The sequence below is a fragment of the Wolbachia endosymbiont (group A) of Brachyopa scutellaris genome, from assembly GCF_964026995.1.
Taxonomy (GTDB): Bacteria; Pseudomonadota; Alphaproteobacteria; order Rickettsiales; family Anaplasmataceae; genus Wolbachia; species Wolbachia pipientis.
In genome coordinates, this window is sequence record NZ_OZ034720.1 from 1,203,071 (window position 1) to 1,226,983 (window position 23,913).

Sequence of the window (23,913 nt, forward strand, 5' to 3'; positions counted from 1 at the left end):
CAAAGTGAGTGCATTTTACTTTACAAATACACGTATTACATGTCATTCTTTATATTGTAATTAAGTTTATAATTTAAAAAGGAGTATCCCTTGAGTTTGTTTAGTAACCTTTATAAAGGCTTGTTAAAAACTTCTTCTCGCTTTAGCGACGGGGTGAAAAGTATTTTTTCTGGCAAAAAAAAATTAGATCAGTCGCTTTTAGATGAATTAGAAGAATTGCTAATTAGCATGGATATTGGTCATAAAACTTCCAAGTTGATTATCGATAGGCTCACAAGCATCAAATTTGACAAGGAAGTTGAGTATCATATTATCTCGCAGCAGTTAATGAACGAAATAGAAGCTATATTGAGCCCAGTTGTGCAACCGTTAATTTTGAACAAAAAACCACATATAATAATGGTATGCGGAGTAAACGGTAATGGTAAAACCACAACTATAGGTAAGCTCGCATATAAATATAAGGAGATGGGAAAGTCCGTTATGCTTGTTGCATGCGATACATTTAGAGCTGCTGCTAGTGAACAATTAAACATTTGGGCAGAACGCTCTGGTTGTTCTATCGTTACTGGAGAGTACGGTAGCGATTCTGCGAGTGTGGCATATAGAGCTGTAAGTCAAGCTATGAAAGATAGCGTTGATGTTGTTCTAATTGACACAGCAGGAAGGCTGCAAAATAATGTGAACCTTATGGAGGAATTATCAAAAATATATAGAACGATAAAGAAATTGGATGACACTGCCCCTCATGACGTTATCTTAGTTCTTGATGCAACTACCGGCCAAAATGCTTATAGCCAATTAGAGGCATTTAGTAAGATGGTCAATGTTACCGGGCTAATCGTAACAAAGCTAGATGGCACCGCTAAGGGCGGAGTAGTAATTGGACTTGCAGAAGCTTATAAGGTAAAGTTACATGCTATAGGAATTGGCGAAAATATAGAGGACTTAAGGGAGTTTACTAGTAAAGAATTTGCTGAAGCATTATTTAATTGTAATTAAAGACTTCTCTTAATTCCCTTACATGACCAAGCTTAATTATCTCAATATCATGAGAAGAATAATTGCCATTTTTAGGCATAATTGCTTTTTTGAATCCTAACTTTTGTGCTTCTTTTAGTCTGAGATCAGCATGCGAGACATTCCTAATTTCTCCTGAAAGTGCAACTTCACCGCAGATTATTGAAGAAGTTGGCAGCGGTAAATTTACTACACTTGAAATAAGGGAAGCAGCAACAGCAAGATCAGCCGATGGTTCCTGTATTTTGAGTCCCCCTGCAATGTTTAGGTATACCTCTTTATCATGCAAAAACATTTTGCAACGAGCATTTAGCACCGCGATGATCATAGCCAATCGATTAATATCCCACCCAACTACTGCCCTTCTTGGGGTTGCCATATTAGTCCCTGCTATTAATGCTTGCACTTCCATTAAAATTGGTCTTGAACCTTCAATTCCTGCAAATACGGCGCTGCCAACTACTTCTCTGTCATGGGCCATCAGAAACAATGATGATGGGTTATCAACAGGCACAAGTCCTGCTTCAGACATCTCAAAAACACCAATTTCATTTGCAGGGCCAAATCTATTTTTAATAGTACGCAAAATGCGATATTGATTACTGTTTTCACCTTCAAAATATAATACCGTATCCACCATATGCTCCAAAGTTTTAGGTCCAGCTATTTGTCCATCCTTAGTTATATGACCAACTATTAAGAGAGAAATACCATATTGTTTCGCAAGAATGGTTAATTCATGTGCGCAAGTACGAACCTGAGTTACAGTGCCTGGTGCTGATGTAATTCTGCTATCATACATTGTTTGTATAGAGTCAATTACTAAGAATTTAATACTTTTATTTTCCTTTATTGTTGCTACTACATCAGTTAAAGACACTGTAGATAAAAGCTTAATTTTAGGTTCATTTATCTTAAGACGCTTTGCTCTGAGACTCACTTGCTCTAAAGATTCCTCGCCAGATACATAAAGACATTCAAAAGAGGAAAGTTGCACAACATTAGCTGCAATTCTAAGCAAAAGGGTGGATTTCCCAATTCCAGGTTCGCCACCAATTAAAATGCTAGCACCTTGAACGATACCCCCACCAAAAACTCTATCTAATTCTTCTATTCCTGTTAAAAAACGACTTGGAGTGATAATTTCGCTACCCGATAACGTCTTTATTAAAATTGGCGCAGATATACTTCTTTTGCCCGTTTTTACTGCTATTTCTTCAACAACTGTATCCCAATTGTCACATGCAATACACTTCCCTACCCACCTGCCAGTGCTATGACCACAGAATTGACATACATATACAGTTTTCATCAAAGCTAAAATTATTTTGTTGTAATTGTAATAAAAATTAGCCAAATAGGCGAGTAAATGTTGAGTTTCACAAGCGTTGTGGTGCGAAGATAATTGTCATAAGTTGTACCATATTAAATTCATGCACAATAATTGCACCCTCCAGGATCAAAGTAGCCCCTTCTCCTGTCATCTAAGTAACCCCTTCTCCTGTCATCCCAGTGCCCTGACTACTTGGATCCAGGAAAAAGAATGGTGTCATTCCAGTGCTTGACACTGGGATCCAGGAATTTTATTAAGTTGGTAAGCATAAAAGTAGCCGTTTTATGTTAAAATACAACGTTTTGATGATTATAAAAAGGCTGGATCCCAGTGTCTGGGCACTGGGATGACACCGTCATAAAGTAAATCAGCGTCACGCGCTGCCCAGTTCATGTTAGCTATAAATGTTTAAGAAATTTACCAAACGAAAAAAAAGACAAAAAATCCCCGAGTTAGCTAGTCTTTTACTATCTCTGTCAAGTATTGGCATTTTTTGATGTCTTGTAACGCTTTATAAGCGCGTTCAGCTTATTTAGATAAAAATCTAGATGTAGATGAAGTTTTGTAAAGACATACAGTATCTATGTACTGCAAAAAATTAAACATAAGACGCCGATACATTAAGTAATCCTTACCTTTTAATCTGCAGATTGGCGAAAGCAAATACAATAGCTTTAGTTTTATGATAAGGGGGCTGGCGAAGGGTGTCAAGCAAGTTTTTTGTTTCTATTCCCAATGTTATATGGTTATGTAAGAAGTCTAATAGCAAATTTTTAAGTTCCTCTTTAACTCTTTAACCAGAGGGCTCGCATGAGGAGAGGAGAGGAGAGTAAAGGTCCTCTTCCATAGATATCTTCACACTTTTTTCTTCTTCTGTAGTTGGCGGATGAGTAAGAAAGTGAACCTTTGGTGCACCACTAATTATTGCCATCGGTGTTTGCTCTGCCCCTTCTCCCATAACTAAAACAGCAGATGTTGCCAGTGCATCAAGAAGATTGACTTGTGTTACTTGCAGTGGTTGATTATAAAGATCTGGCTTGCCTATATAGGAATAAAGTGGTTCAAATCCACACCAACCAAGAGCAACGCCCGTAACCCCAAGGCGCATAGGTGTTATGTTACTATCTGTAATCAAAATACCAAGATGTTTTATGCAGTGTTTTGTCTTGAGATAGTTCCATATTGATAGAGCTGTTTTCTGAACATCCTTTGGGTATAAAATATACATTTCATTACCATTTGATTCATCAATACCAGCAGATGGAATTAAGATATTGTCTTTGATTGTTAAATAGATGCCGTAAGAATTATGGTCTACATCAACAATTGCATCAGCTTCTCTTTTGATTAGCTCTTCTTTAGAACAAGCAGTTTTGCAAACCACTTGTTTTTGACAAATAGAAATGATTTTTGATGTGATAGCAAGAACAACTTCCTCTCCTAGCAACTCTGAAACATAGCGATCAAGAACCTGCTCTAATACTTCCCCACATTCAATGCGGTGGGTATAAATTGCTTTAACATGCATATTAACGTATTAGCCTACATATAGTATAATCTTTCGTTTTGGTGAGAATAGTTTTATGCCATCCATCAAGAAGTGTTAAGTTGAAATATACATCACCTTTATAGGGTTTGTGAATTTCTGTTATGATAAATTCTGAGATTAGATCATACTCCAAAAAAAGATGCGCTATTTGTGCTCCACCAATCATGAAGACTTTAGAATTACTTTGGATTGACAAAAACTCTTGCATAGAAGAAATAATAGTGCATTTTACTCCTCTGTTAAAACAAGAATTTAATTTGTCACGAGAAAAAACAACAGGGATACGATCCTTTAATATGTTTTGAGACATAGTTTCAAATGTTTTTCTTCCCATAACAATAACTTGTTTGTCAGTCACCTGACGAAAATGATCTAACTCACTTGGATAATGCCAGGGCAATCCATTATTTATTCCAATTACCCCCTTGGGATCAACAGCCATAATTCCGATAACTATCATCCCTGTAAAGCAGCTTGAGCTACAAAGAATCGCATGTGATCACGCACATTATGCACTCGAAGGAAATCAACCTTGTTGTGCAATGCAGATGATAAAGCAATTGTTTCTAAATCTCGGTTAAAGACAGGTTCTGTAGAAAAAGAAGAAATAAATGACTTTCTAGAATGACCAACCAGAACTTTGCAGCCAAAATTTTGTAACGTTTCTATACTGCGTAAAATCTGGATATTCTGGTACATAGATTTGCCAAAACCAATACCAGGATCAATAATGATCGAGCTTTGATCAAAACCTAGGGCAAGTAACCTGTTAATGCTCTTTTCTGCCCAATTATTTATGGTATCAATTGGATCAATGTCACTTGGGATAATGTTGTCACTATGTGGTGGTATGGAGAGTGAATGCATAATAACGATACTACATCCACTGCTAGCAATCGCTTTTAAGGTATTATCATCTAGATCTCCCTTCTGATCGTTTACCCAGGCAATGTTGTAGTGTTCCAAAACATTTAAAATAACGTCTGACCAGAAGCTATCAATGCTGACTTTAATGTCACCAACTTTCATATATTGATTAAGGTCATCAAGCACTGGTTTTAAGCGTGCATACTCTGCTTTTGGAGTTTGTATTGAGGAGCCAGGTCTTGTTGATTGAGCACCAAGTTCAACTATGCTTGCACCATCTGATAACAGCCGCAGTGCCTGCTTGGTTGCTTGATCTGCATCATAATAAAGACCACCATCTGAAAATGAATCAGGAGTAATATTGACAATACCTACAAGCTCTGGTGAAAGCGTAAAACTCCTTAAAAAGCAATCCTTAATGTTAGGGTTAACAGTACCAAACGTTTTGTTAACTACTGCCATAGGGTTCAGCATTGTCATCAAGTGAAGCAAAAATGGTCTGTTTATCAATTCTGGGTGAGGAATCTTAAGGTAGGGTGTATCAAGTGTCAGGTCATCCCATAACAAAATATCCAAATCAATAACGCGAGGTGCCCATTTTTCATAGACCTGCAGACGGCCAATGTCACATTCAATTTGTTTAAGGCCCTTTAACAGCTCTTCAGGAGAAGAAGAACAACTTCCATACACAACCATATTTAGAAATGGCCTGTCCCACCCAGGTGGAGCATCATTTGGTAAAATAGCCTTAGTTTCCAGAATAATTGAAGATTTTAAATTTTTAAAATAGCGCTCCTGCAGTAACTGAGCAGCCTTTTGTAAATGGGAAAAGCGATTCCCCATATTTGAGCCAATAGAAATGTAAATCATTCTTGCAACGCATTACGATAAGTAAAGAAAATACCTCCATGCACACTGGGGACAGGTGGTGCAACTTTGTGAATAGTTACGCCTATAGAAGAAATAATAAGCTTTTTTTGCATCACAAGGTTATTAATGGTCCTGTATATATCATGAGTTAAATGCTCGATTAAGTTGAATTGCTTGCTTTGAACGAGAGATTGAATACTCTGAACTACCTCCAAGTAGCATATAGTATCCTCAAGCCGGTCAGTTGTAAGTCCTAAAGGGGGGGATTTAAAGGTAAAATCAATATTAACACTAACTAATTGAGAATGATACTTCTCTTCTGCACTATAGCCTAAATGAACCCAAAGCCGTAAGTCAGATATAAGAAGATTACATGCAGACATTGCATTCCAACATCACTGAGTTTAAGCTACTTACAACTACTAACACACGCTAGCATTCATCATTCCATCAAGAAAACCCCACAAGAGCCTTGCTCCCTTTTGAGCACCCTGCATAACTTTATCTTGCTCTTTTTCATCTAGATCTTCAATAAGATTTGCACATTCCTCAGAATGCCATTCATCAGCATGCATATGGACCGTAAAAAATTGAAGAGAACGCTCATCACTTATTGAATAGTGTTTTTTTAAACCTTCAATTTTAGACTTGGAAACCTCTGGAGTTTGACGTTCGTAAGCGTACAAGGCTCCAAGACCTGCTGCAAAACCTGATCTTACAATGTCAAAGTAACCATCAATTAATTCTTGTGTCTCCTTAATCTGTGCACTTTCACGAAGATCAGATCGCGCAACGCCAAGCCCTTCAGCAAAACGTTTCCATAACTCTGGATGATTTTCATCACCTTGTTCCTCTTCTATTAAATTACCAAGTAAAACCTGTCGCATTTTTAGATCTGGGCACAGAAAATGTATACCACTGATGTAACGAGGAAACGCAGCAACGTGGTGATAATATTCTTTAGCATAGGTTTGTAAAGCTTGCAAGCTTAAGCTTCCTGTATTCCATGACTGGTAAAATGGATGATTTAGTAAGTGCAATTCATCTAACTTGTTATTTAGAGACTTAGTAAATTCCATCATTTCCCCCATTACATTAATATATAGTTCATATACTATAGTTTTCTCATTGTTACGATCATGCTAAGATCAATACAATGGTGGGATTGGTAGGACTCGAACCTACGGCCAATTCGTTATGAGCGAACTGCTCTAACCGACTGAGCTACAATCCCTTTTATCAATATTTATAATACACACAAAAGCAAATTTGTCTATTAGCTTATTTCACTATCAACCCAACTTGACAAATCATTTGTTGCACCAATTTTGCGTGCAATTTCCTTACCATCTTGAAATATGATTAAAGTGGGTATAGATTGCACTCCATACTTACTTGGCACTTCAGTCCCTTCATCTATGTCGAATTTGCAGATCTTAATCTTGCCTTTTCTGTCTTTAGCCAATTGTTCGATACGTGGCATTAGACTTTTACATGGTCCACACCATTCTGCCCAAAAGTCTATCAGAACAAACCCTTTATAGTCAGTGACTTCAGATTTGAAATTTTGATCATTTACCGATGTAATATCATCACTCATAAAATACCTAAATTTTTGTAAAATATAGCGTATTTATTAGCAGTTAATCAACTAAATTCTTACCGCAGAGCTTGAAAAATTGCCCTAAAGTGTTTTGCACAAACAAAAAACTTCTATTACATCTGGTGGTTAAAGATATCCACGTTTTCCCAACCCATTAAGTCTAACTCAATACGAGTAGGAAGAAATTCAAAGCACTTTTGGGCCAATTCTTTTCTATTTTCACGTTCCAGCATTAAGTCTAGCTTTTCCTTTATCCTGTGGAGATACAAAACATCAGATGCAGCATAACTTTTTTGTTTGTCTGTTAAATTTTCATTTCCCCAATCAGAAGATTGCTGCTGCTTATTTAGTTTGGTATCAAGCAGCTCTAAGCATAACTCTTTTAAGCTATGATTATCTGTGTAAGTGCGAACTAAACGTGAAGCTATTTTTGTGCAATAGCACGGAAGTGCCCAAGTTTCCAAGTAATAACGTATTATGCTTACATCAAATCGCGCGAAGTGAAATATTTTAGTTATATTTTTATCCTCTAATATTTTTCTCAAATTTGGCGCTGTATAATCGTTCTTGAGTTGAACTAAGTGAGCGTTGCCATCATTAAAAGAGAGCTGCACAAGGCATAATCTATCTCTGCTATGAAGTAGCCCCATTGCCTCGGTATCAACAGCTATAGACCTTATATCATCTGGTATTGAACTAGCTGGCAAGTCGTCTTTATATAAAAATATTCCCATAAAATTAATACATTTTTTGGCACAATTGAAAACCTATGATAATCAAAAATGAGCCTTAAGTATACGAAAAGATCATAGAAGGAACCACGCAAATTTATGGGCTCTCACATTTTTCGTGTACACGGGGTTTACAAATCGCTGTATATGCCTATAATTAAGTAAATTTAGGTTAATTTAATTGCGGGAGTAGCTCAGTTGGTAGAGCGCAACCTTGCCAAGGTTGAGGTCGAGGGTTCGAACCCCTTCTCCCGCTCTTTGCTTTCAAAATCATTTCGTCAAAAATCCCTTGACAAACTCCGCCAGCCCCCTTATCATGAAAGTGAAGCTATTGTATTTGCTTTCGCCAATCTGCAGATTAAAAGGTAAGGATTACTTAATGTATCGGCGTCTTATGTTTAATTTTTTGCAGTATATAGATACTGTATGTCTTTACAAAACTTCATCTACATCTAGATTTTTATCTAAATAAGCTGAACGCGCTTATAAAGCGTTACAAGACATCAAAAAATGCCAATACTCGACAGAGATAGTAAAAGACTAGCTAACTCGGCGATTCTTTGTCTTTTTTTCTGCTTAGTAAATTTCTTAAACGTTTGCAGCGTAAGTTAGTTGCAATTAAAAGCAGCTGAATTTCTCTTGTCAAGCGTTTAAAACATAAAAAACGCCAATATTTTAAAGCGGATAATAACCCCAGGGCTTCTTTTGCCTTTTTTTTCGTTTGGTAAATTTCTTAATGTTTATGGCTAAACGACAACCGTCATCCCGCTACGTGTTAGTGGGATCTCTTGTTAGCAGCTGAGATACCGCGAATGAATCGCGGTATGACGTAGGACTGCTGTCATTCCAGCGCGTGACGCTGGAATCCAGTTCTTATTACCTGGTGTAAAGTTAAGTTTCCTGGATCCCAGTGTCTGGGCACTGGGATGACAAGAAAGAGGCTACTTGGATAACATAAGAAGGAGGCTACTTGGACAACACCCTGACAACCATCATCCCGCTACGTGTTAGCGGGATCTGGAAATACCGCGGCGGTATGACGTAGGACTGCTGTCATTCCAGTCTGGAATCCAAAAAAGGATGATGTCATCCCAGTGCTTGACACTGGGATCCAGCTTCTGTGCAACCTCATCAAAAATATTCATTTAGTATAAACTTTCCTGGATCCCAGTGTCAAGCACTGGGATGACACCCTTTTGGATAGAAACCAGTGTCAGGTACTCGGATGACACCATTTACAACCACTCTCCTACCCTTTCTAGCTGTTTATAGCTGTTAAATCTCAGGAATTTATCAAAATATGGAGAGACAATAAAGGGTGTGGAATTACTTAAATAGTTAGATAAAAAACCAGGCAGATCATTTTTTAATTCTTGCATTTTGTATCTATAATTTTGTATAGAAATAACTTTTATTTTATCATAATCAAGTTTCCAATAAGCAAGTTCTGAGACTTCTCTTTTTGTTATATGTTCTACCGCTAAGGCTTGTAAAATTAATTGCGGAAAAAACCCCGACATCACTTCTTCATTGGAAGGTGGTGAACCAAGTTTATAGTCTATAATTGCTACTTGCCCACTTGATAGATACTCAACTCTATCACATCTTGCTGTCAGTGAAATTTCTTGTGGCTTATTTGTCATCCAAGCAGTTTCATACTGATCACAAGAACCAGTGTCACGCGCTGGAATATGAAATATCGGACAGGAAAAGTTCTTTTCCAACTCAACATAATTGCTTCGAGTTTCATCAAATTCGACAAAAGATTGAATTATCTTTTGTAGTCTTACCCACCACATATTTGAAAAATTAAACTGACTAGTCGAAAATGCTTCTCGTGCAATGCTCATTGGAGATTTTTTGTTGCGTAAATATCTTGCAAGAATGTTGTGTACCATAGTGCCAAATTCCAATATCGATGGCTTAAAATTCAAGTCTCTTAATTGTTTAAGACCCAGTATATATTCAACGTAAAATGAATAAGGATTACGAATTAGCTTTTCTATTGCACTGCAAGACATCACCTGCATTTTTTCTTTTCTAACTTCGGTTTGAGGTTTTGGCATAGGCTGAGTACATGGAACAATACATTCAGGCGTATTTAATATCCTTAGCCAATCACGATACGGCTGCTTCCCCTCCTTGAGCAGAATTTCCAAACGCTGCAATAGAATTGGCTTTCTATGGCTTAGCGATCTTGTAATATAAACCTTACTTGCACAAAACAAATTGTGTAAAGTATAAAAAAAATACCCCTGCTCTTCTTGCGCAGAAGGAAGATTAAATTTTTCTCTCGTAAGTGCATTCAAAAGCGGACTTTGAAAGCTTGGCGCTTCATTAAATCCAGCAAGTATTACAACTTTGTTGTGATATAAGCTGAATTTATTCAAGTCACTTGCTACAGAGAAAAACTCTTTCTCTAAAAATAAGGTCAGAATTTGGCTATATAACTCTAAGGAGCATTTAATTCCTACACCCTCACATGCATTTGAGAAATTACAGGTAAAATTACCTATTTCACTATTTAGCTCTGAAAAATTTATACCAGATAATATATTAATACACTGCAAATGAGTTGCTACCACATCGAAAATAGAGCAATTTATAGAACGAAGTAAAGGATTAAATATAACCTCTAACTTACTGATAATAAGTAATATATCTTCTTTGTATTTTAGCTTTTTATGGGCATTGATAGCATTTATAATATCGCTCAGGCCATTTGTACTAAAGTTGCGTAATATCTCTATTTCAAATTCAGATAAAATCCGAGTGTACTCTTCTTGAGTGTAACCAAAAGTCACTAGCCTATGTTTAAGGAGCGAAAGTAATGACACACTGCTCCAATTTGAGGTCAAAACTTCGATACTATAAAGCAGAAGCGTTATATAAGGGTAATTTTCCGGTATGGCACTGTGTTGCCTTGATAAACATGCTATACGAGCTGCAAGTAATTTATCAAAGACGACCAAAGAAATGTTTTCATAACCTTCATTTTCTATAATTAATGATGTCACTTGTGCTTCTTCCTCTCTGGAATCACAAGTGATGACTTCAATATTGCCAACATGTCCACTACTAACTTTGCTTAGATCGGCAGTTGTATCAAAGACGTAATCTAGATATTCCTCAGGACTTCCTGTTATCCCAGCCCTTTCTTCTGTCATCCCAGTGCTTGACACTGGGATCCAGTTTTCATTATACAGCCACCTGGTGCGCTCATTTAAAGTTAAGTTTTCTGGATCCCAGTGTCTGGGCACTGGGATGACACCAGAACACGCTTCTGGCAGAAAACTAACATCCCTTCTATCCACTTTTAAATAATCGAGTAGATCTTTCAGGCAATATTGATAGTGTTTTTTATCAAGCAATTTCCAGTCTTTCTCTTTAATTTTCAAATTCAGGTTAGGCAAAATTATTTTTCCAAATGGCAGATCATATATAGCCTTAATTAACGACTTATCCTTTCCAATTCCAACAAAGATTATATATTGGTCTTTTTGTAAAGAGGTTATCATACTGTTTATGTAATCACTCTTATGTTCTAATATATCTACTACTCCTAAATCTTTTAAAATTTTATTCCATGTTTCAATAAGTAAATTTATGAAACTTTCTATTTTTTTTGAATGTTCATCGAACTCTGCCATTTGGGTATACTGAATTTTATCAAGCAATGATGGCAGGCTATAAGCTAAATCAATTGGAAAATTATCATTATTTTTTCTATTCCACTCCAATATGAATTGAATGAGTAGCAGCGTCCTTTTTGTTGGCTTGATAACTTTGACTCTATCAAGATTTAATATTAAATCCTCCTCATCGATGTTCTCTAGCGAAACTATCTCTGGCAAAATTATGCATTTTTTAGCGTTATAATTCTTGAATGCACTCAGCAGCGCTATCACATCCCTCTTGCAAGGAAGTATGATCTTTACTTCAGGGATTTTTTCTCTTTCATATTCAGAAAATATATGCTGAACCAGCACATCGAAAAGGGATTCATCCACATTAACGGTAAAAACTCTTCCCACTAACAGTAACAATTAATACAATACTTTTATTGTATAGAAATTATTTAAAATATAAACGTGCTTGTATGCTATTATATATTAAAATCTTTTATAACATTACATGACAAACATCAGAATAGAAGTTTTAAATAAATGTGAGCAAGTTGGCTGCAGATGGTTAGTCAACGTTTACTCGATTTATATACACAAAGAATTACCACCAAAATTATATGAAGAAATTTGTGGGCTATTTTATAATAAAGTCATACAAGACTGCCGTTATTATTCCTACAATGAAAACCTTGAAGAAGTTCAATATAACTTCATAGAACCACAAGCAAAGTGGGGCTTGGAGATAAGCTTTTTACCTGGCATGACCGACAATGTAGGCAACACAGTGAAACAAATTGTTAGAGAATATTTAATAAACAAGAACTACATTGATGAAAATGTTTATATCAAAGCAAGAAGTTCAAAATTGATTCTAAGTCAAGCAACTGAAGATGATATAAAACAAGAATTTAATCCTATCACTGAGTATTGCACACTTATCTGTAAGAACTATAGCTGGAAATATTATGGTAAATACAAAGCAAACTCTTCAGCGCTCTCTTACTTGTCATCCCAGTGCCCAGACACTGGGATCCAGAAAAAAGATGTAGATTCCAGTATCAGCTACTCAAATGACACCATTAATGGCAAAGCCAAATCTGTTAACTTAAACGTAAGTAACCAAGAACTTGAGAAAATCAGCAGAGATGGAATCGATGGTAATGGCACTTTAGGGCTCTCTCTGGCAGCAATGAAAGCTATAAAGGATTACTTTAAAAAACTTAATAGAAATCCATATGATATTGAACTTGAGTCCCTAGCACAAACTTGGTCTGAACATTGTAAGCACAATATCTTTTGCTCTCCCATTGATGAAATAAAAGATGGCCTATACGCACATTATATTAAGCGTGCAACGCGTGAGATAAATTCTGACATATGCGTGTCAGTTTTCTCCGACAATGCCGGAGGAATAATTTTTAATGACGATTACTTAATCGTAGATAAAGTTGAAACTCACAATAGCCCTTCGGCGCTTGATCCGTTTGGTGGAGCAATGACTGGGGTACTTGGAGTAAATCGTGATATAGTTGGTTTCGGTAAAGGCGCAGAGCCTATAATGAATACCTATTACTTTTGCTTTGCCAAAGAAGCAAAAGGCAAATTTTATAGGGATAAAGAGCGCACTGATGAGATCTTACCGCCAAAATATATAATGAAAGAAGTGATTCACGGTGTTAATGTTGCTGGTAATTGCTCTGGTATTCCAACACAACTTGGATCGGTATATTTTGACGATAGATTTTGTGGAAAGCCGTTAGTCTTTGTTGGCAGTGTCGGAATTATTCCGCGCAGTATAAATAATGTACCTTCACACATCAAAGGGCCTAAAAACGGCGATAAAATCGTAATTATTGGTGGAAGAGTTGGAAGAGATGGAATTCACGGTGCAACGTTTTCTTCAGAGGCTTTGTCGGGAAACAGCCCTTCAACAATTGTGCAAATTGGTGACCCTATAACACAAAAAAAATTATCCAACGCCGCCTTGGAAGCAAGAGATCTTGATCTTTATAATGCAATAACGGATAACGGAGCAGGTGGGCTGTCGTCGTCTATTGGTGAAATGGGAAAAGACGGATTTGAAGTTGATTTGAGCAAGGTTCTCCTTAAAAACGATGGTATGGCTCCGTGGGAAATATGGATATCAGAATCACAAGAGAGAATGACCTTAGCAGTGCCAGAAGAAAATCTCCCTATGTTTAAGCAAATCATGAAAAAACATGATGTGGAGGTTTGTGTGATTGGAGAGTTCAATGAGAGTGGTAAAGCTGTTGTTAAATGTCCTAAAGGGAAAGTAATAATGGATATCGGAACTGAATTTCTGCATGATGGTAATCCTAAAGTGCATTTACAGACAAAGCCGTGGTCTAAGGGGCTTCCAGCGCCACGCGCTGGAATGACAACAAGTTCGCCTTCTTTCGAAATTGAATTAAAAGAAATGTTAAGCAGACCAAACATACGCAGTAAAGAGTTCATAGTGGTGCAATATGATCATGAGGTTCAAGGATCGTCAGTGTTAAAACCACTGCAAGGCAAGGGAAGAATGTGCAGCGAAGCTATTGTCTCAAGGCCTGTTCTTTCTTCAAATAAAGGTGTTGTAAAATCGCAAGGATTTGGCTCAAGTTATGGAGAAATTGACACCTACCACATGGCAGCATGTGCAATTGACACCGCGATACGCAACTATGTAGCCGCAGGAGGAAATATAAATCATCTAGCGTTGCTCGACAATTTTTGCTGGTGTGATGCTTATAATCCAGAAAGGCTATGGCAGCTAAAGAGAGCTGCAGAGGCTTGTTACGACTTTGCAACTGCATTTAAAACACCATTCATATCCGGAAAAGACAGTATGTTCAATGACTTCAAGGGATATGATGAAAATGGCGAGAAAGTGATAATCTCTGCACCACCTTCATTACTCATCTCAGCAATTGGAATTATAGAAAATATTGAAAATGCGGTATCGCTTGATGTGAAAATGCCGGGAGACTTGATATATGTACTTGGAGAAACACTTGATGAACTTGGTAGATCTGAATATCAGTTATATAGTGGAATAGGTAATAACAACGTACCAAAAGTTGATGCAAAGAGCGCTAGGAAGTTGTATGAGCGTTACAACCAGGAAATAAAAGATGGCATAATTGCCTCTGCAATTGCACCAAACTTAGGCGGATTAGTTATTGCTCTGGCAAAATCGCTAATTGCAGGAGACCTTGGTGCTGAAATCGATCTTTCACTAGTGCCAATAGGAAAAATACAAAATACAGACATAATAAACAAGATAATAATGTTTTCTGAATCGCAAAGTAGAATTTTGGTTACTATTGCACCACAAAATCAGAAGAGGTTTGAAGAATTGTTTGAAGGTGCAGTTTATTCATGTATTGGCAAAGTAACAGAGAAAAAGGTGCTAAACATAAAGGATGTTTTAAAAGTAGATCTGAAAGATGTGGCATGCTAATATAAAATATTTTTCTTATTATGCTAAATAACTCTTTTACTATATGTAATGTTTATTTAGAATGAATGTATGTTATTAATTTTGGGTAGGTAATTATGTCTATTTTATCGATACTCCTGTTTATCAGTCTTTCTTTACTCAACACTTCAAATAAATTGATGATATGTGCTGCCTTATTTGTGGGAGCTGCTTTAGTTGTAAATTCAATAGTTGAATTTTATGGCAAAAGTAAAGCTACGTACAGTTTAATAGTGTGTACAGTGCTATGTTGTGTTTTTAAATTGCAAAGTTTTAGTTTGATGATATTGATTTCATATACTGCAATTTTAGTCTCTCTTCTCTCAAGCATAATTATTTTTGAAAAATTGAAGTCCAAGTTGAATTTTCATATGGCAAATTTCATTACTTTAATTATAGCATCAGTGGTTGATAGTGCCGTTGTATGTGTTGGATTACTATACAAATTTTCTGCAGGTAAATGCTTATCAATATATATTAGAGATTTAATTTTTAAGTTTTCTTATGTGTCAATATTGAGCATCTGTTTGTTTGTAGGAATGTATTTATTTTGCTTGACAAGCAAGAAATATTTTAAGATTTCCACATAACCTGTTTTCTGATATAGCTAAACTGACTTTGGGTCCTGGGGGTGTATTTGGTGGTCCTAATACGTAACAACAGTTTAGAATTTATAGGTAGCCTAAACCCACAACTGTACAAACATTATGATTTGAGCCCATCAGGGGGGTGTCATTCCAGTGCTTGACACATAGCTGTACGAACATTCATTTTTGAAGGTAAATTGCACAGCAAATGGTGTCATTCCAGTCTGGAATCCAGAAATTTTGCTTATAACTGAGCTGATGAGCTAAAGGTAGTTGTCTTACGCTAAAACAAACGTTTTTAATTAAGTTGCATAGAACCAGTGTCTGGGCACTGGGATGACACCCCACTGGTGGGAATTGCTCCTAAACTACAACGTTCGTACAGCTATGTGCTTGACACTGGGATGACATCATAGGGGCACTGGCCTACTTAACCGTCATACCGTCGCGGTATCTCAGCCGCTAACAAGTAGCGGAATGACGATTTATCAAACGCTGCCTAATTTTCCGTAACAGTTGAAAAAATCAATAGAAAATCAATATATCACTATAAATTCACGTATTTTGAGGCTATAATGATTAATACGCTATATGGTATAATATGGACGATTTTATCAGAGTTAAGGGCGCAAGGGAACATAATCTGCAAGGTGTAGACGTCAATATACCGAAAAACAAGCTAGTTGTTATAACTGGGCTAAGTGGTTCTGGCAAGTCTAGCCTCGCATTTGATACGATTTATGCAGAAGGCCAACGCCGGTACGTTGAAAGCCTGTCAGCTTACGCGCGTCAATTTCTCAACATTCAGGATAAACCAGATGTTGAGTCGATTACAGGTCTCTCTCCTGCAATATCTATCAACCAGAAATCGATCTCAAAAAATCCAAGGTCAACAGTTGGAACTGTTACCGAAATTTACGATTACTTGCGCTTAGTATATGCACGAATAGGAGTTCCTTATTCACCTGCAACTGGATTACCAATAACAAAACAAACGGTGTCTCAAATTGTAGACACTATAATTGCGTTACCTTTAGAAACTAAGATATATATACTTGCCCCTGTTGTGCGTGGTAGAAAGGGAGAACATCTTAAAGAGATATTGGAAATTAAAAGACAAGGTTACGTAAGGTTCAAAATAGATGGTGAAGTGTACAATGTAGATGACTTGCCTAAACTCGATAAGAACAAGAAACACGACGTTTTTGTGGTTGCAGATAGAATATCAATATTGGGCGATATAGGAAATCGACTGCCAAGTAGTATAGAATCCGCACTAAAACTTGGTAATGGTCTAATGTATGTAGAAATAGTAAACCTACCTGACAACCATAATTCCGAGTATAAAAATGGTCAAATTCTGACTTTTTCAGAGAATTTTGCATGCCCCGAGTCTGGTTTCACTCTTGAGGAAATAGAACCAAGATTATTTTCTTTTAACAGCCCTTACGGTGCATGTGGTTCGTGTAATGGGCTTGGTAAAAAACTAAGTGTTGATATAAAGCTAATAGTACCGGATGAAACTCTTTCAATATCTGAGGGTGCTTTAAAGCCAGTGGGATCAATGTTCCGTCAAGTGCACACAGGTTATGGATTTCTAAAAAGTGCAATTCTATCACTGGCTGAAAACTACAAATTTAACCTTGATATTCCGTGGAAGAACATAGATCAAGAAGTAAAAGATATGATACTCTTTGGCTCTAATAAATTTCAAGGTTTGATCAGTATCTTGGAGAACCAGATGGATTATGATGAAACACTTGTTGAGCGATATTGCTCTGTCACTCACTGCAGAGAATGTACTGGCTATAGATTGAAAAAAGAAGCGCTTACAGTAAAAATTGATAGCAAATATATAGGTGAAATATCTAGGCTCAGCATCGATGAATCCCTTAAGTGGTTTGAAAATTTGCCAGACAAGCTCACAGAACAACAGAAGCAAATCTCAAGTAAAATATTAAATGAAATAATCAAGAGGCTAGCATTTTTAAAGAATGTAGGGTTGAATTACCTAACGCTTGATCGAGAATCTAGCACTCTCTCTGGCGGTGAGAGTCAGAGGATCAGACTTGCTTCACAAATTGGCTCTGGTTTAACAGGAGTGCTGTACGTGCTTGATGAACCCTCGATAGGCCTTCATCAATGCGATAATGATCGGTTAATTGCTACACTGAAAAACTTGAGAGACATGGGTAACACTGTAATCGTTGTTGAGCATGATGAAGATACAATAATGGCTGCTGATTATGCGATTGATATTGGTCCTGGAGCTGGTGTAAATGGTGGAAAAGTTGTTGCAGAAGGAACACCAGACCAGGTGCAAAGAAATTCAGAGAGCATAACAGGGCAATATTTGAGTGGAGAGAAAAAAATTTTAATTCCAAGGAGAAGAAAGCAAGCAACTCAGTTCATAAAAGTAATAAATGCATGTGAAAATAACTTAAAAAATGTGAACGTTAAATTTCCTATAGGGAATCTTATTTGTGTGACTGGAATATCAGGAGGGGGAAAATCAAGTTTAGTCATAGAAACGTTATATAAATATTCAGCACATAAGATACATCATTCGTCTGCAAGGTATGGTCAGTGTGATAGAATAGAAGGCCTTGAATATATAGATAAAGTTATAGAAGTTGATCAGTCGCCAATTGGTAGAACTCCTGCGTCAAATCCAGCAACATATGTCGGTATGTTTACTCATATAAGAAATTGGTTTGCAGGTCTTTCGGAGTCAAAAGCAAGGGGATATAATATAGGCCGGTTTTCATTTAATACCAGAGGGGGAAGGTGTGAGGCTTGTAAAGGTGATGGGCACTTAAAGATAGAGATGCATTTTCTACCGGACGTTTATGTGAAGTGTGAGCAGTGTAAAGGGCGAAGGTATAATCGGGAAACATTGGAAGTTACTTATAAAGAAAAATCAATCTCTGATGTCCTTGATATGACGATAGATCAAGCTTGTGATTTTTTTGAAAACCTTCCAATGGTAAAAGAAAAGTTGATTTCTTTGCAGGAAGTGGGGCTTGGCTATATAAAACTCGGACAGTCGTCAACAACGTTGTCTGGGGGTGAAGCACAACGAATAAAGCTGTCCAAGGAGCTATCAAAACGATTTACCGGAAGAACATTGTATATTCTTGATGAGCCAACAACTGGATTACACTTTGAAGATATAAATAACTTACTAAAAATACTCCATAGATTAGTCGATCTGGGAAACACTGTTATAGTTATCGAGCACAATTTGCACGTTATAAAAACTGCAGATTATATAATAGACATCGGACCAGAGGGCGGAATAAAAGGCGGAGAAGTGATTGCTACTGGAACTCCAGAAGAAGTGGTAAAAATTCCAGAAAGTGTTACAGGCAGGTATCTTAAAACGTATTTATTATAAACTATTTCTTAATTATATTAGGCTAGGTTGCATATTTATGATTTGGAGATAAGAATGTCAGTATATCGATACTTTAGAAGGTACGTTGAATATGGAGTTGTATAGCATTTCTCATAATAGTCCGAACAGGTCATAGGAAGGCAGAATCAACAGCACGACGAAAGGATTCGAATAGAGGAATGTTTTTCCTGGCTCTTTTTTTTATAGCAAACCAATGATGCTCAATTTTGTTGAAATCTGGAGAATAAGGCGGCAGATACAAAATTTCTGCACCAACCCCTTTAGCAAGCTCGATAATCTTATCAGACTTATGAAAAGTAGCATTGTCAAGAATGACAGTCTGTCCAGGTTCCAAGATCGGTGTCAAAAATTGCTCAAACCATCCATTAAAAACATCCATATTACAGTGGCCTTCAAAGGTTAACGGAACAACTATCTTTCTTCCACTTAAGGCTGCAACCATACTGATTCGTTGAGTTTTCTTTCCAGATTTTAAGGCATAAAACCGCTGTCCTTTCTGGCAATATCCGTAGGGGTAGTCTTCGGTGTTATCAATGCCAGACTCATCTATATACACTAAGTTTTTAGGTTCTTTTGTCGCTATAATTTTCAAAAATTCAGCACGTTTTTCTTCGTTTCTTTCCTTGTATCCATATGTCTTTTTTTGCGCGTAAATCCAATTTTTTTAAGGGCTCGATAGATCGTTTGGATACTAACGTTGTTCCAAAGTTTAGCCATTTCCGATAGAGTCTTTCCTCCGTGTTCTCTGGCAAATTTGGCAAAGGTATCCCAGTCGGTAATTTTGTGATTGTAACCCCCATTTCCAAGTTTTTTTGATTGAAAGTCTCCTGTTTCTTTTCTTCTTTGCTGCCACTCCCATAAAGTAGTTCGTCCAATCTTAAATCTTGCTGCCACTGTTTCTCTGCTTTCTCCTTCGTCTAGCGCTTCCATTCCTTTTTTTCTTAAATCATAACTATATGCTGCTGGCATTCAACCTCCTTATCATCATCTATCCTTATCCTATCACATCCGGACTTTTATGGAAAGAGCTATACTATAGTTGAAATAGCGCAGTTACTCACCCCATAAATTTGGTGCTCTCTTTCAATCAAAGGTGTCTTGCTGCTTGAAATGTTTTCTTTGTAAAAATTTGGCTTATCTTTATATCATCTCATTCAAACAGCATTAACATAACTTATGCCTTTTTTGGATGTAGAAATTTTCTAGGAATTGTCTTTTTGAATTCTATGGTATTTTGTTTAACATTGAAACAAGAGGCCAGTGTCACGCACTGGCATGACACCCATTTGTTCCTATAGTTGTCTTTTCTCGTCTACCTTATTTTGCCACTCTGCTGAACAGATACATAAAGAAAGTGGAAAATTGGACATTCTCAACTCGGCTCCTGCAGATTAAAAATTAAGTTGAATAAAAATTGGATTTGACGCAGTTTTTTCCCATAGTTTAAGAAATTAAAAGTTTAACGATTAGAATTATAATTACAAACCACAATAAAAAATAGACTTTTCCATTTGATTTATTTTTAATTTGGATGTTTTCTAATTTTTTATCAGCTATTAGGTTTAATTTTTCTATAAGGCTAAATATCCCTTGGATTGTTTTTACAGGATAAGAACTTCTAATTTTTTCCCTATACCCTATTTTACTTTCATGTTGACTGCTTATCCACGCTTCAACTACTTTCCACATATTGATTTCTGGGTAGATCTTTCTACATGTCCCTTCCAGTAAAATCATAGTTTTCTGCAGCAATAACAATTGTGTTTGAACTTTCATATCAAAATCACCAGTTATTTTTAATAGCTGAGCAAGTAAACTAGCAAATGAAATCTTCTGTATAGGCTGCCCAATAATGGGTTCACCTATTGCCCTGCAAGCTGTGACAAAATTTCTATGCTGTGATGAAACGTAACCAGCTTTAAAGTGCATTTTTGCAACGTGATCATAATCCCGATTTAAAAAGCCTTTGAGTATCTCTATAACGTAATAGCATGTCTCACGATCTATTCTACCCATGATTCCACAATCCAGGGCAATAATATTGTTATTACTATCAACCATTAGATTTCCAGGATGCATATCAGCATGAAAAAAACAATCCCTGTATACCTGATTACAAAACGATTCTATAAGATTGATAGCTATTTGCTTATGATTATTCAGTTTTTCAACTTCGTATATTGGCGTTGCTTCTATCCATTCTAATGTTAAAACCTTTTTTGCAGTTCTATTCCAATCTATTTCAGGTACATAAAAACCTCTGTCATTTTTTGTGTTTTCCTTTAGTTCCGAAGAGTGAGCAGCTTCAAAACGTAGATCTAACTCTAATCGGCAAATTTCAGCAAAAGTTTTGACTAATTCAATTGGCCTCAGCCTTTTTGATTGTTCGCTAAATTTTTCTGCAATTTCTGCGAGCCAAGAAAGCATTTTTATATCCCTTGAGAATGTTTTCTCAATATTTGGCCTTAAAACCTTCACAGCAACTTCCTTACCCTCAGTTGTAACCGCTTTATGCACCTGAGAAATCGATGCTGCTGCAATTGGCTTTTCAGAAAAGCTTGAAAAAATGTCGCTCAATTTACAATTAAACTCACTTTCTATAGTTTTAACTGCTATTTTATGTGAAAATGATGGCAATCTATCACATATCAATAACAAGTTATTTGTTATATCCTCATTTAAAATATCAGTACGTGATGAGATAGACTGCCCAAACTTAATGAACACCGGACCTAATTTTTCAAGAGCACACTTTAGCTTGTGGCCTTGTATTTTATTTATTGATTTTTTTGATGGTGGAAGTAAATAAGGTAATATATTGTAACGCGTCAGCACCGTAGTTATGTGCAGAAGACGCAAAATATTTTGAATCATTTTGCTGTGTAACTGCTAAATATTTCATTTAGGGTTCTATTTTTCATAATCTCATCAGGCTTGCCTTGGCAATAGATAGTATTATTTATACAAATTACGTAATCTGAGGATGGTAGAGCAGAGTTAAGATCATGAGAAGTCATAAGAATTGATACCAATCGTTTTTTTGCTATTTTATTTATAGTATCATAAAATTTAGCCCGCGCGTTAATATCCATTGCACTAACTGGTTCATCTAGAATGATCAAGTCAGGCTCTGCAATTAAACAACGTGCAAGTAGCAATAATTGTGTTTGCCCTGCAGAAATTTCTAACACTTGATTCTTCAAAATGTTACTGATACCAACCAACTCTATCGTTTCTGTAATAATGGATTGATTTTTCTTTAGTCTTTTCAAGGAGCTATTTAAAAGGAAATATTCAACTGTTATTGGCATCAAATTACTAATACTAAAATTTTGCGGCATATAGCCAATTTTTATATTGTCAGCAAATACGATACTACCGGTACAGCTTTTATTTATGCCAGCAATTGCTTTCACTAAAGAGGTTTTACCTCCACCATTTGGACCAAGTATTGTAATTACGTCTCCTCTTTCCATGAACATATTGATATTGTCAAGGATTCTTTTACCATCATATGTGAGAGCAAGATTTTCTATTTTTAGAACATGATTATTGACATTATTTAATTTATTGACAAAATTTAACTTCTTCTCAACGTTTATATGAGACATTTACTGACTTTTTTTTTATTACTTTCATTTACACTATACTATAATATCGCCTTTTCATCCAATTTAAAAGTTGTAGCTACAATCAAACCTATCCACTCACTTGTAGCTTCTGTTACAGAAGGGATTTTAGAACCGGAATTGCTTGGCTATGCAACATCTGCGCATAATTATATATTAAAGCCATCTGATGCGAGTAATTTAGAATCAAGTGACGTTATATTTTATGTTGACGATAACTTAGAGACGTTTGTTCAAACTTTCGCCAAAAATAATAAAGAACTAGCGCAATTGTCAAAGGCAATCAACCTACTTCCTACTCGGCCACATTCATTTTCTAGAAAAATCACTCACATTCAAGATGAAAAAGATTTACACATTTGGCTGAGTCCCGAAAATGCAAAGAGCATGATACTTTCTATAAGTGCAACATTGTCTAACATAGATAAAGAAAATTCCCATCGATACAACTCTAATGCAACAAAAGCTATAAAAAAAATAGACCAAGAAGTAAAAGAAATCATGAAAGAACTGAATGATTTTAAAAATCAAAAATATATCGTCACTCACGATGCTTATCAATATTTTGAAAAATATTTTGGTTTAAATCACCCAAGCGCCATTCTTTCCATAGAAGAGGATTCTTACATAGGTATGAGGAGTTTAATGAAGCTAAAAAAGATAATGAAGGAAGAAAACGTTAAATGTATATTTGCTCATTCACAGGAAGACAGCATAAAGCCTAATGCTCTTTCTAATGACGCAAAAATGGTAGTTCTTGATCCTATTGGATCAGACATAGAGCCTGGAAAAGATGCATATCTAGCTATAATCAATAACATTGCACAAAATTTTAAGTCTTGTTTTGTTGAGTAATAAGTTCCCTTTTAGCTTACTGTTTTATTGTTCTGCATTTATTTGTCCTTTACATATTATGCAGGTTTAGAATTATGCTTTATTCTTACGTTTATGTCTTGGCCCAATACAATCAATAAGTTAAGCAAGTATTCTAAGGAGAACCCTTCGATTTTTGACCTATTGATTTGAGATACTTTAGGTTGATCAATCTTTAGAGCGTTTGCTGCTTTTTTCTGTGTTGTGTACTTCTTACTTATTAATTGTGCAATGACCTTTATTAATTTCAGTTTTGTATCTTTCACATCCCCCAACTCTACTATTATAGGATAACTTAATTGTAAATTTTGCATAATAATAAAATC

General features: G+C 36.1%; 19 protein-coding genes and 2 tRNA genes. 6 read left to right on the forward strand and 15 right to left on the reverse strand.

All coding sequences use genetic code 11. The annotated features are described in order from the left end of the window. Positions 1 to 90 precede the first annotated feature (90 nt). Positions 91 to 1,002 (forward strand): signal recognition particle-docking protein FtsY, encoded by a 912-nt coding sequence (gene ftsY, locus AAGD93_RS06185; RefSeq protein WP_341819325.1) that lies wholly within the window; start codon positions 91 to 93, stop codon positions 1,000 to 1,002. On the opposite strand, the gene radA is transcribed toward ftsY, so the two are convergent. The 9 genes from radA to AAGD93_RS06230 form a co-directional block, all read right to left on the reverse strand. After that, positions 989 to 2,332 (reverse strand): DNA repair protein RadA, encoded by a 1,344-nt coding sequence (radA, locus tag AAGD93_RS06190; protein ID WP_341819327.1) that lies wholly within the window; start codon positions 2,330 to 2,332, stop codon positions 989 to 991. The genes ftsY and radA overlap by 14 nt on opposite strands. 814 nt (positions 2,333 to 3,146) lie before the next feature. After that, positions 3,147 to 3,881, reverse strand: a complete 735-nt coding sequence (locus AAGD93_RS06195) for a putative folate metabolism gamma-glutamate ligase (protein ID WP_341819328.1) — start codon at positions 3,879 to 3,881, stop codon at positions 3,147 to 3,149. A gap of 1 nt (position 3,882) precedes the next feature. Then, positions 3,883 to 4,362 carry a dihydrofolate reductase gene (locus tag AAGD93_RS06200; RefSeq protein ID WP_015589265.1) on the reverse strand — a complete coding sequence of 160 codons (480 nt, stop codon included), beginning with the start codon at positions 4,360 to 4,362 and terminating at the stop codon, positions 3,883 to 3,885. After that, positions 4,359 to 5,639: a dihydropteroate synthase gene (gene folP / locus AAGD93_RS06205; RefSeq protein ID WP_341819329.1), complete on the reverse strand. Its 1,281-nt coding sequence runs from the start codon at positions 5,637 to 5,639 to the stop codon at positions 4,359 to 4,361. The genes AAGD93_RS06200 and folP overlap by 4 nt, the downstream gene beginning before the upstream one ends. Continuing rightward, a complete protein-coding gene (locus tag AAGD93_RS06210; RefSeq protein ID WP_070356932.1) occupies positions 5,636 to 6,022 on the reverse strand; it encodes a dihydroneopterin aldolase in 387 nt (128 codons plus the stop codon). The genes folP and AAGD93_RS06210 overlap by 4 nt, the downstream gene beginning before the upstream one ends. 39 nt (positions 6,023 to 6,061) lie before the next feature. Beyond that, positions 6,062 to 6,718 carry a CADD family putative folate metabolism protein gene (locus tag AAGD93_RS06215; RefSeq protein WP_022626367.1) on the reverse strand — a complete coding sequence of 219 codons (657 nt, stop codon included), beginning with the start codon at positions 6,716 to 6,718 and terminating at the stop codon, positions 6,062 to 6,064. A gap of 78 nt (positions 6,719 to 6,796) precedes the next feature. After that, positions 6,797 to 6,873 (reverse strand) — tRNA-Ile (locus tag AAGD93_RS06220). A 42-nt stretch (positions 6,874 to 6,915) separates the two neighbouring features. Then, positions 6,916 to 7,239, reverse strand: coding sequence for a thioredoxin (gene trxA / locus AAGD93_RS06225; RefSeq protein WP_006279168.1), 324 nt, complete (start codon positions 7,237 to 7,239; stop codon positions 6,916 to 6,918). A 116-nt stretch (positions 7,240 to 7,355) separates the two neighbouring features. Next, complete coding sequence (locus AAGD93_RS06230; RefSeq protein ID WP_010962900.1) at positions 7,356 to 7,976, reverse strand: ribonuclease D; 621 nt, start codon at positions 7,974 to 7,976, stop codon at positions 7,356 to 7,358. A 180-nt stretch (positions 7,977 to 8,156) separates the two neighbouring features. On the opposite strand from AAGD93_RS06230, the gene AAGD93_RS06235 reads away from it, so the two are divergent. Beyond that, positions 8,157 to 8,229: transfer RNA gene (locus AAGD93_RS06235), tRNA-Gly, on the forward strand. A 744-nt stretch (positions 8,230 to 8,973) separates the two neighbouring features. Here AAGD93_RS06235 and AAGD93_RS06240 read toward each other — a convergent pair. Together AAGD93_RS06240 and AAGD93_RS06245 are read right to left on the reverse strand one after the other, a co-directional pair. Continuing rightward, positions 8,974 to 9,108 carry a hypothetical protein gene (locus AAGD93_RS06240; protein ID WP_341819331.1) on the reverse strand — a complete coding sequence of 45 codons (135 nt, stop codon included), beginning with the start codon at positions 9,106 to 9,108 and terminating at the stop codon, positions 8,974 to 8,976. A gap of 100 nt (positions 9,109 to 9,208) precedes the next feature. Further along, positions 9,209 to 12,007, reverse strand: coding sequence for a WPE palindromic element domain-containing protein (locus AAGD93_RS06245; RefSeq protein ID WP_341819920.1), 2,799 nt, complete (start codon positions 12,005 to 12,007; stop codon positions 9,209 to 9,211). 100 nt (positions 12,008 to 12,107) lie between these two features. Between AAGD93_RS06245 and AAGD93_RS06250 the strand changes: the two genes are divergently transcribed. The 3 genes from AAGD93_RS06250 (at position 12,108) to uvrA (ending at position 19,064) form a co-directional block, all read left to right on the forward strand. Then, entirely contained in the window at positions 12,108 to 15,062 is a 2,955-nt protein-coding gene (locus tag AAGD93_RS06250) for a phosphoribosylformylglycinamidine synthase subunit PurL (protein WP_341819332.1), read from the forward strand. Positions 15,063 to 15,157: 95 nt separating this feature from the next. Next, entirely contained in the window at positions 15,158 to 15,670 is a 513-nt protein-coding gene (locus tag AAGD93_RS06255) for a hypothetical protein (protein WP_341819333.1), read from the forward strand. Between the two features lie 598 nt (positions 15,671 to 16,268). Then, a complete protein-coding gene (uvrA, locus tag AAGD93_RS06260; protein WP_341819334.1) occupies positions 16,269 to 19,064 on the forward strand; it encodes an excinuclease ABC subunit UvrA in 2,796 nt (931 codons plus the stop codon). A gap of 130 nt (positions 19,065 to 19,194) precedes the next feature. On the opposite strand, the gene AAGD93_RS06265 is transcribed toward uvrA, so the two are convergent. The 3 genes from AAGD93_RS06265 to AAGD93_RS06275 all read right to left on the reverse strand — a co-directional run bounded on the left by AAGD93_RS06265 (position 19,195) and on the right by AAGD93_RS06275 (position 22,696). Next, positions 19,195 to 20,054 (reverse strand): IS630 family transposase gene (locus AAGD93_RS06265; protein WP_341819229.1). Its coding sequence is split into 2 segments (ribosomal slippage): positions 19,195 to 19,730 and positions 19,730 to 20,054, totalling 861 coding nucleotides; the frame shifts between segments, so codons are not numbered across the junction. A 474-nt stretch (positions 20,055 to 20,528) separates the two neighbouring features. Further along, positions 20,529 to 21,959, reverse strand: a complete 1,431-nt coding sequence (gene ubiB, locus AAGD93_RS06270; RefSeq protein WP_341819335.1) for a 2-polyprenylphenol 6-hydroxylase — start codon at positions 21,957 to 21,959, stop codon at positions 20,529 to 20,531. Beyond that, entirely contained in the window at positions 21,956 to 22,696 is a 741-nt protein-coding gene (locus AAGD93_RS06275) for a metal ABC transporter ATP-binding protein (protein ID WP_341819336.1), read from the reverse strand. The genes ubiB and AAGD93_RS06275 overlap by 4 nt, the downstream gene beginning before the upstream one ends. Between AAGD93_RS06275 and AAGD93_RS06280 the strand changes: the two genes are divergently transcribed. Continuing rightward, complete coding sequence (locus AAGD93_RS06280; protein ID WP_341819337.1) at positions 22,688 to 23,569, forward strand: zinc ABC transporter substrate-binding protein; 882 nt, start codon at positions 22,688 to 22,690, stop codon at positions 23,567 to 23,569. The two genes, AAGD93_RS06275 and AAGD93_RS06280, sit on opposite strands and share 9 nt — an antisense overlap. 56 nt (positions 23,570 to 23,625) lie before the next feature. On the opposite strand, the gene AAGD93_RS06285 is transcribed toward AAGD93_RS06280, so the two are convergent. Continuing rightward, entirely contained in the window at positions 23,626 to 23,901 is a 276-nt protein-coding gene (locus AAGD93_RS06285) for a helix-turn-helix domain-containing protein (protein WP_010082632.1), read from the reverse strand. Positions 23,902 to 23,913 lie beyond the last annotated feature (12 nt).

Coding starts and splice junctions, on each gene's coding strand:
- radA (WP_341819327.1), bottom strand. CDS start 2,332: ATGAAAACTGTATATGTATGTCAATTCTGTGGTCATAGCACTGGCAGG.
- AAGD93_RS06195 (WP_341819328.1), bottom strand. CDS start 3,881: ATGCATGTTAAAGCAATTTATACCCACCGCATTGAATGTGGGGAAGTA.
- AAGD93_RS06200 (WP_015589265.1), bottom strand. CDS start 4,362: ATGATAGTTATCGGAATTATGGCTGTTGATCCCAAGGGGGTAATTGGA.
- folP (WP_341819329.1), bottom strand. CDS start 5,639: ATGATTTACATTTCTATTGGCTCAAATATGGGGAATCGCTTTTCCCAT.
- AAGD93_RS06210 (WP_070356932.1), bottom strand. CDS start 6,022: ATGTCTGCATGTAATCTTCTTATATCTGACTTACGGCTTTGGGTTCAT.
- AAGD93_RS06215 (WP_022626367.1), bottom strand. CDS start 6,718: ATGGAATTTACTAAGTCTCTAAATAACAAGTTAGATGAATTGCACTTA.
- trxA (WP_006279168.1), bottom strand. CDS start 7,239: ATGAGTGATGATATTACATCGGTAAATGATCAAAATTTCAAATCTGAA.
- AAGD93_RS06230 (WP_010962900.1), bottom strand. CDS start 7,976: ATGGGAATATTTTTATATAAAGACGACTTGCCAGCTAGTTCAATACCA.
- AAGD93_RS06250 (WP_341819332.1), top strand. CDS start 12,108: ATGACAAACATCAGAATAGAAGTTTTAAATAAATGTGAGCAAGTTGGC.
- AAGD93_RS06255 (WP_341819333.1), top strand. CDS start 15,158: ATGTCTATTTTATCGATACTCCTGTTTATCAGTCTTTCTTTACTCAAC.
- uvrA (WP_341819334.1), top strand. CDS start 16,269: ATGGACGATTTTATCAGAGTTAAGGGCGCAAGGGAACATAATCTGCAA.
- ubiB (WP_341819335.1), bottom strand. CDS start 21,959: ATGATTCAAAATATTTTGCGTCTTCTGCACATAACTACGGTGCTGACG.
- AAGD93_RS06280 (WP_341819337.1), top strand. CDS start 22,688: ATGAGACATTTACTGACTTTTTTTTTATTACTTTCATTTACACTATAC.
- AAGD93_RS06275 (WP_341819336.1), bottom strand. CDS start 22,696: ATGTCTCATATAAACGTTGAGAAGAAGTTAAATTTTGTCAATAAATTA.
- AAGD93_RS06285 (WP_010082632.1), bottom strand. CDS start 23,901: ATGCAAAATTTACAATTAAGTTATCCTATAATAGTAGAGTTGGGGGAT.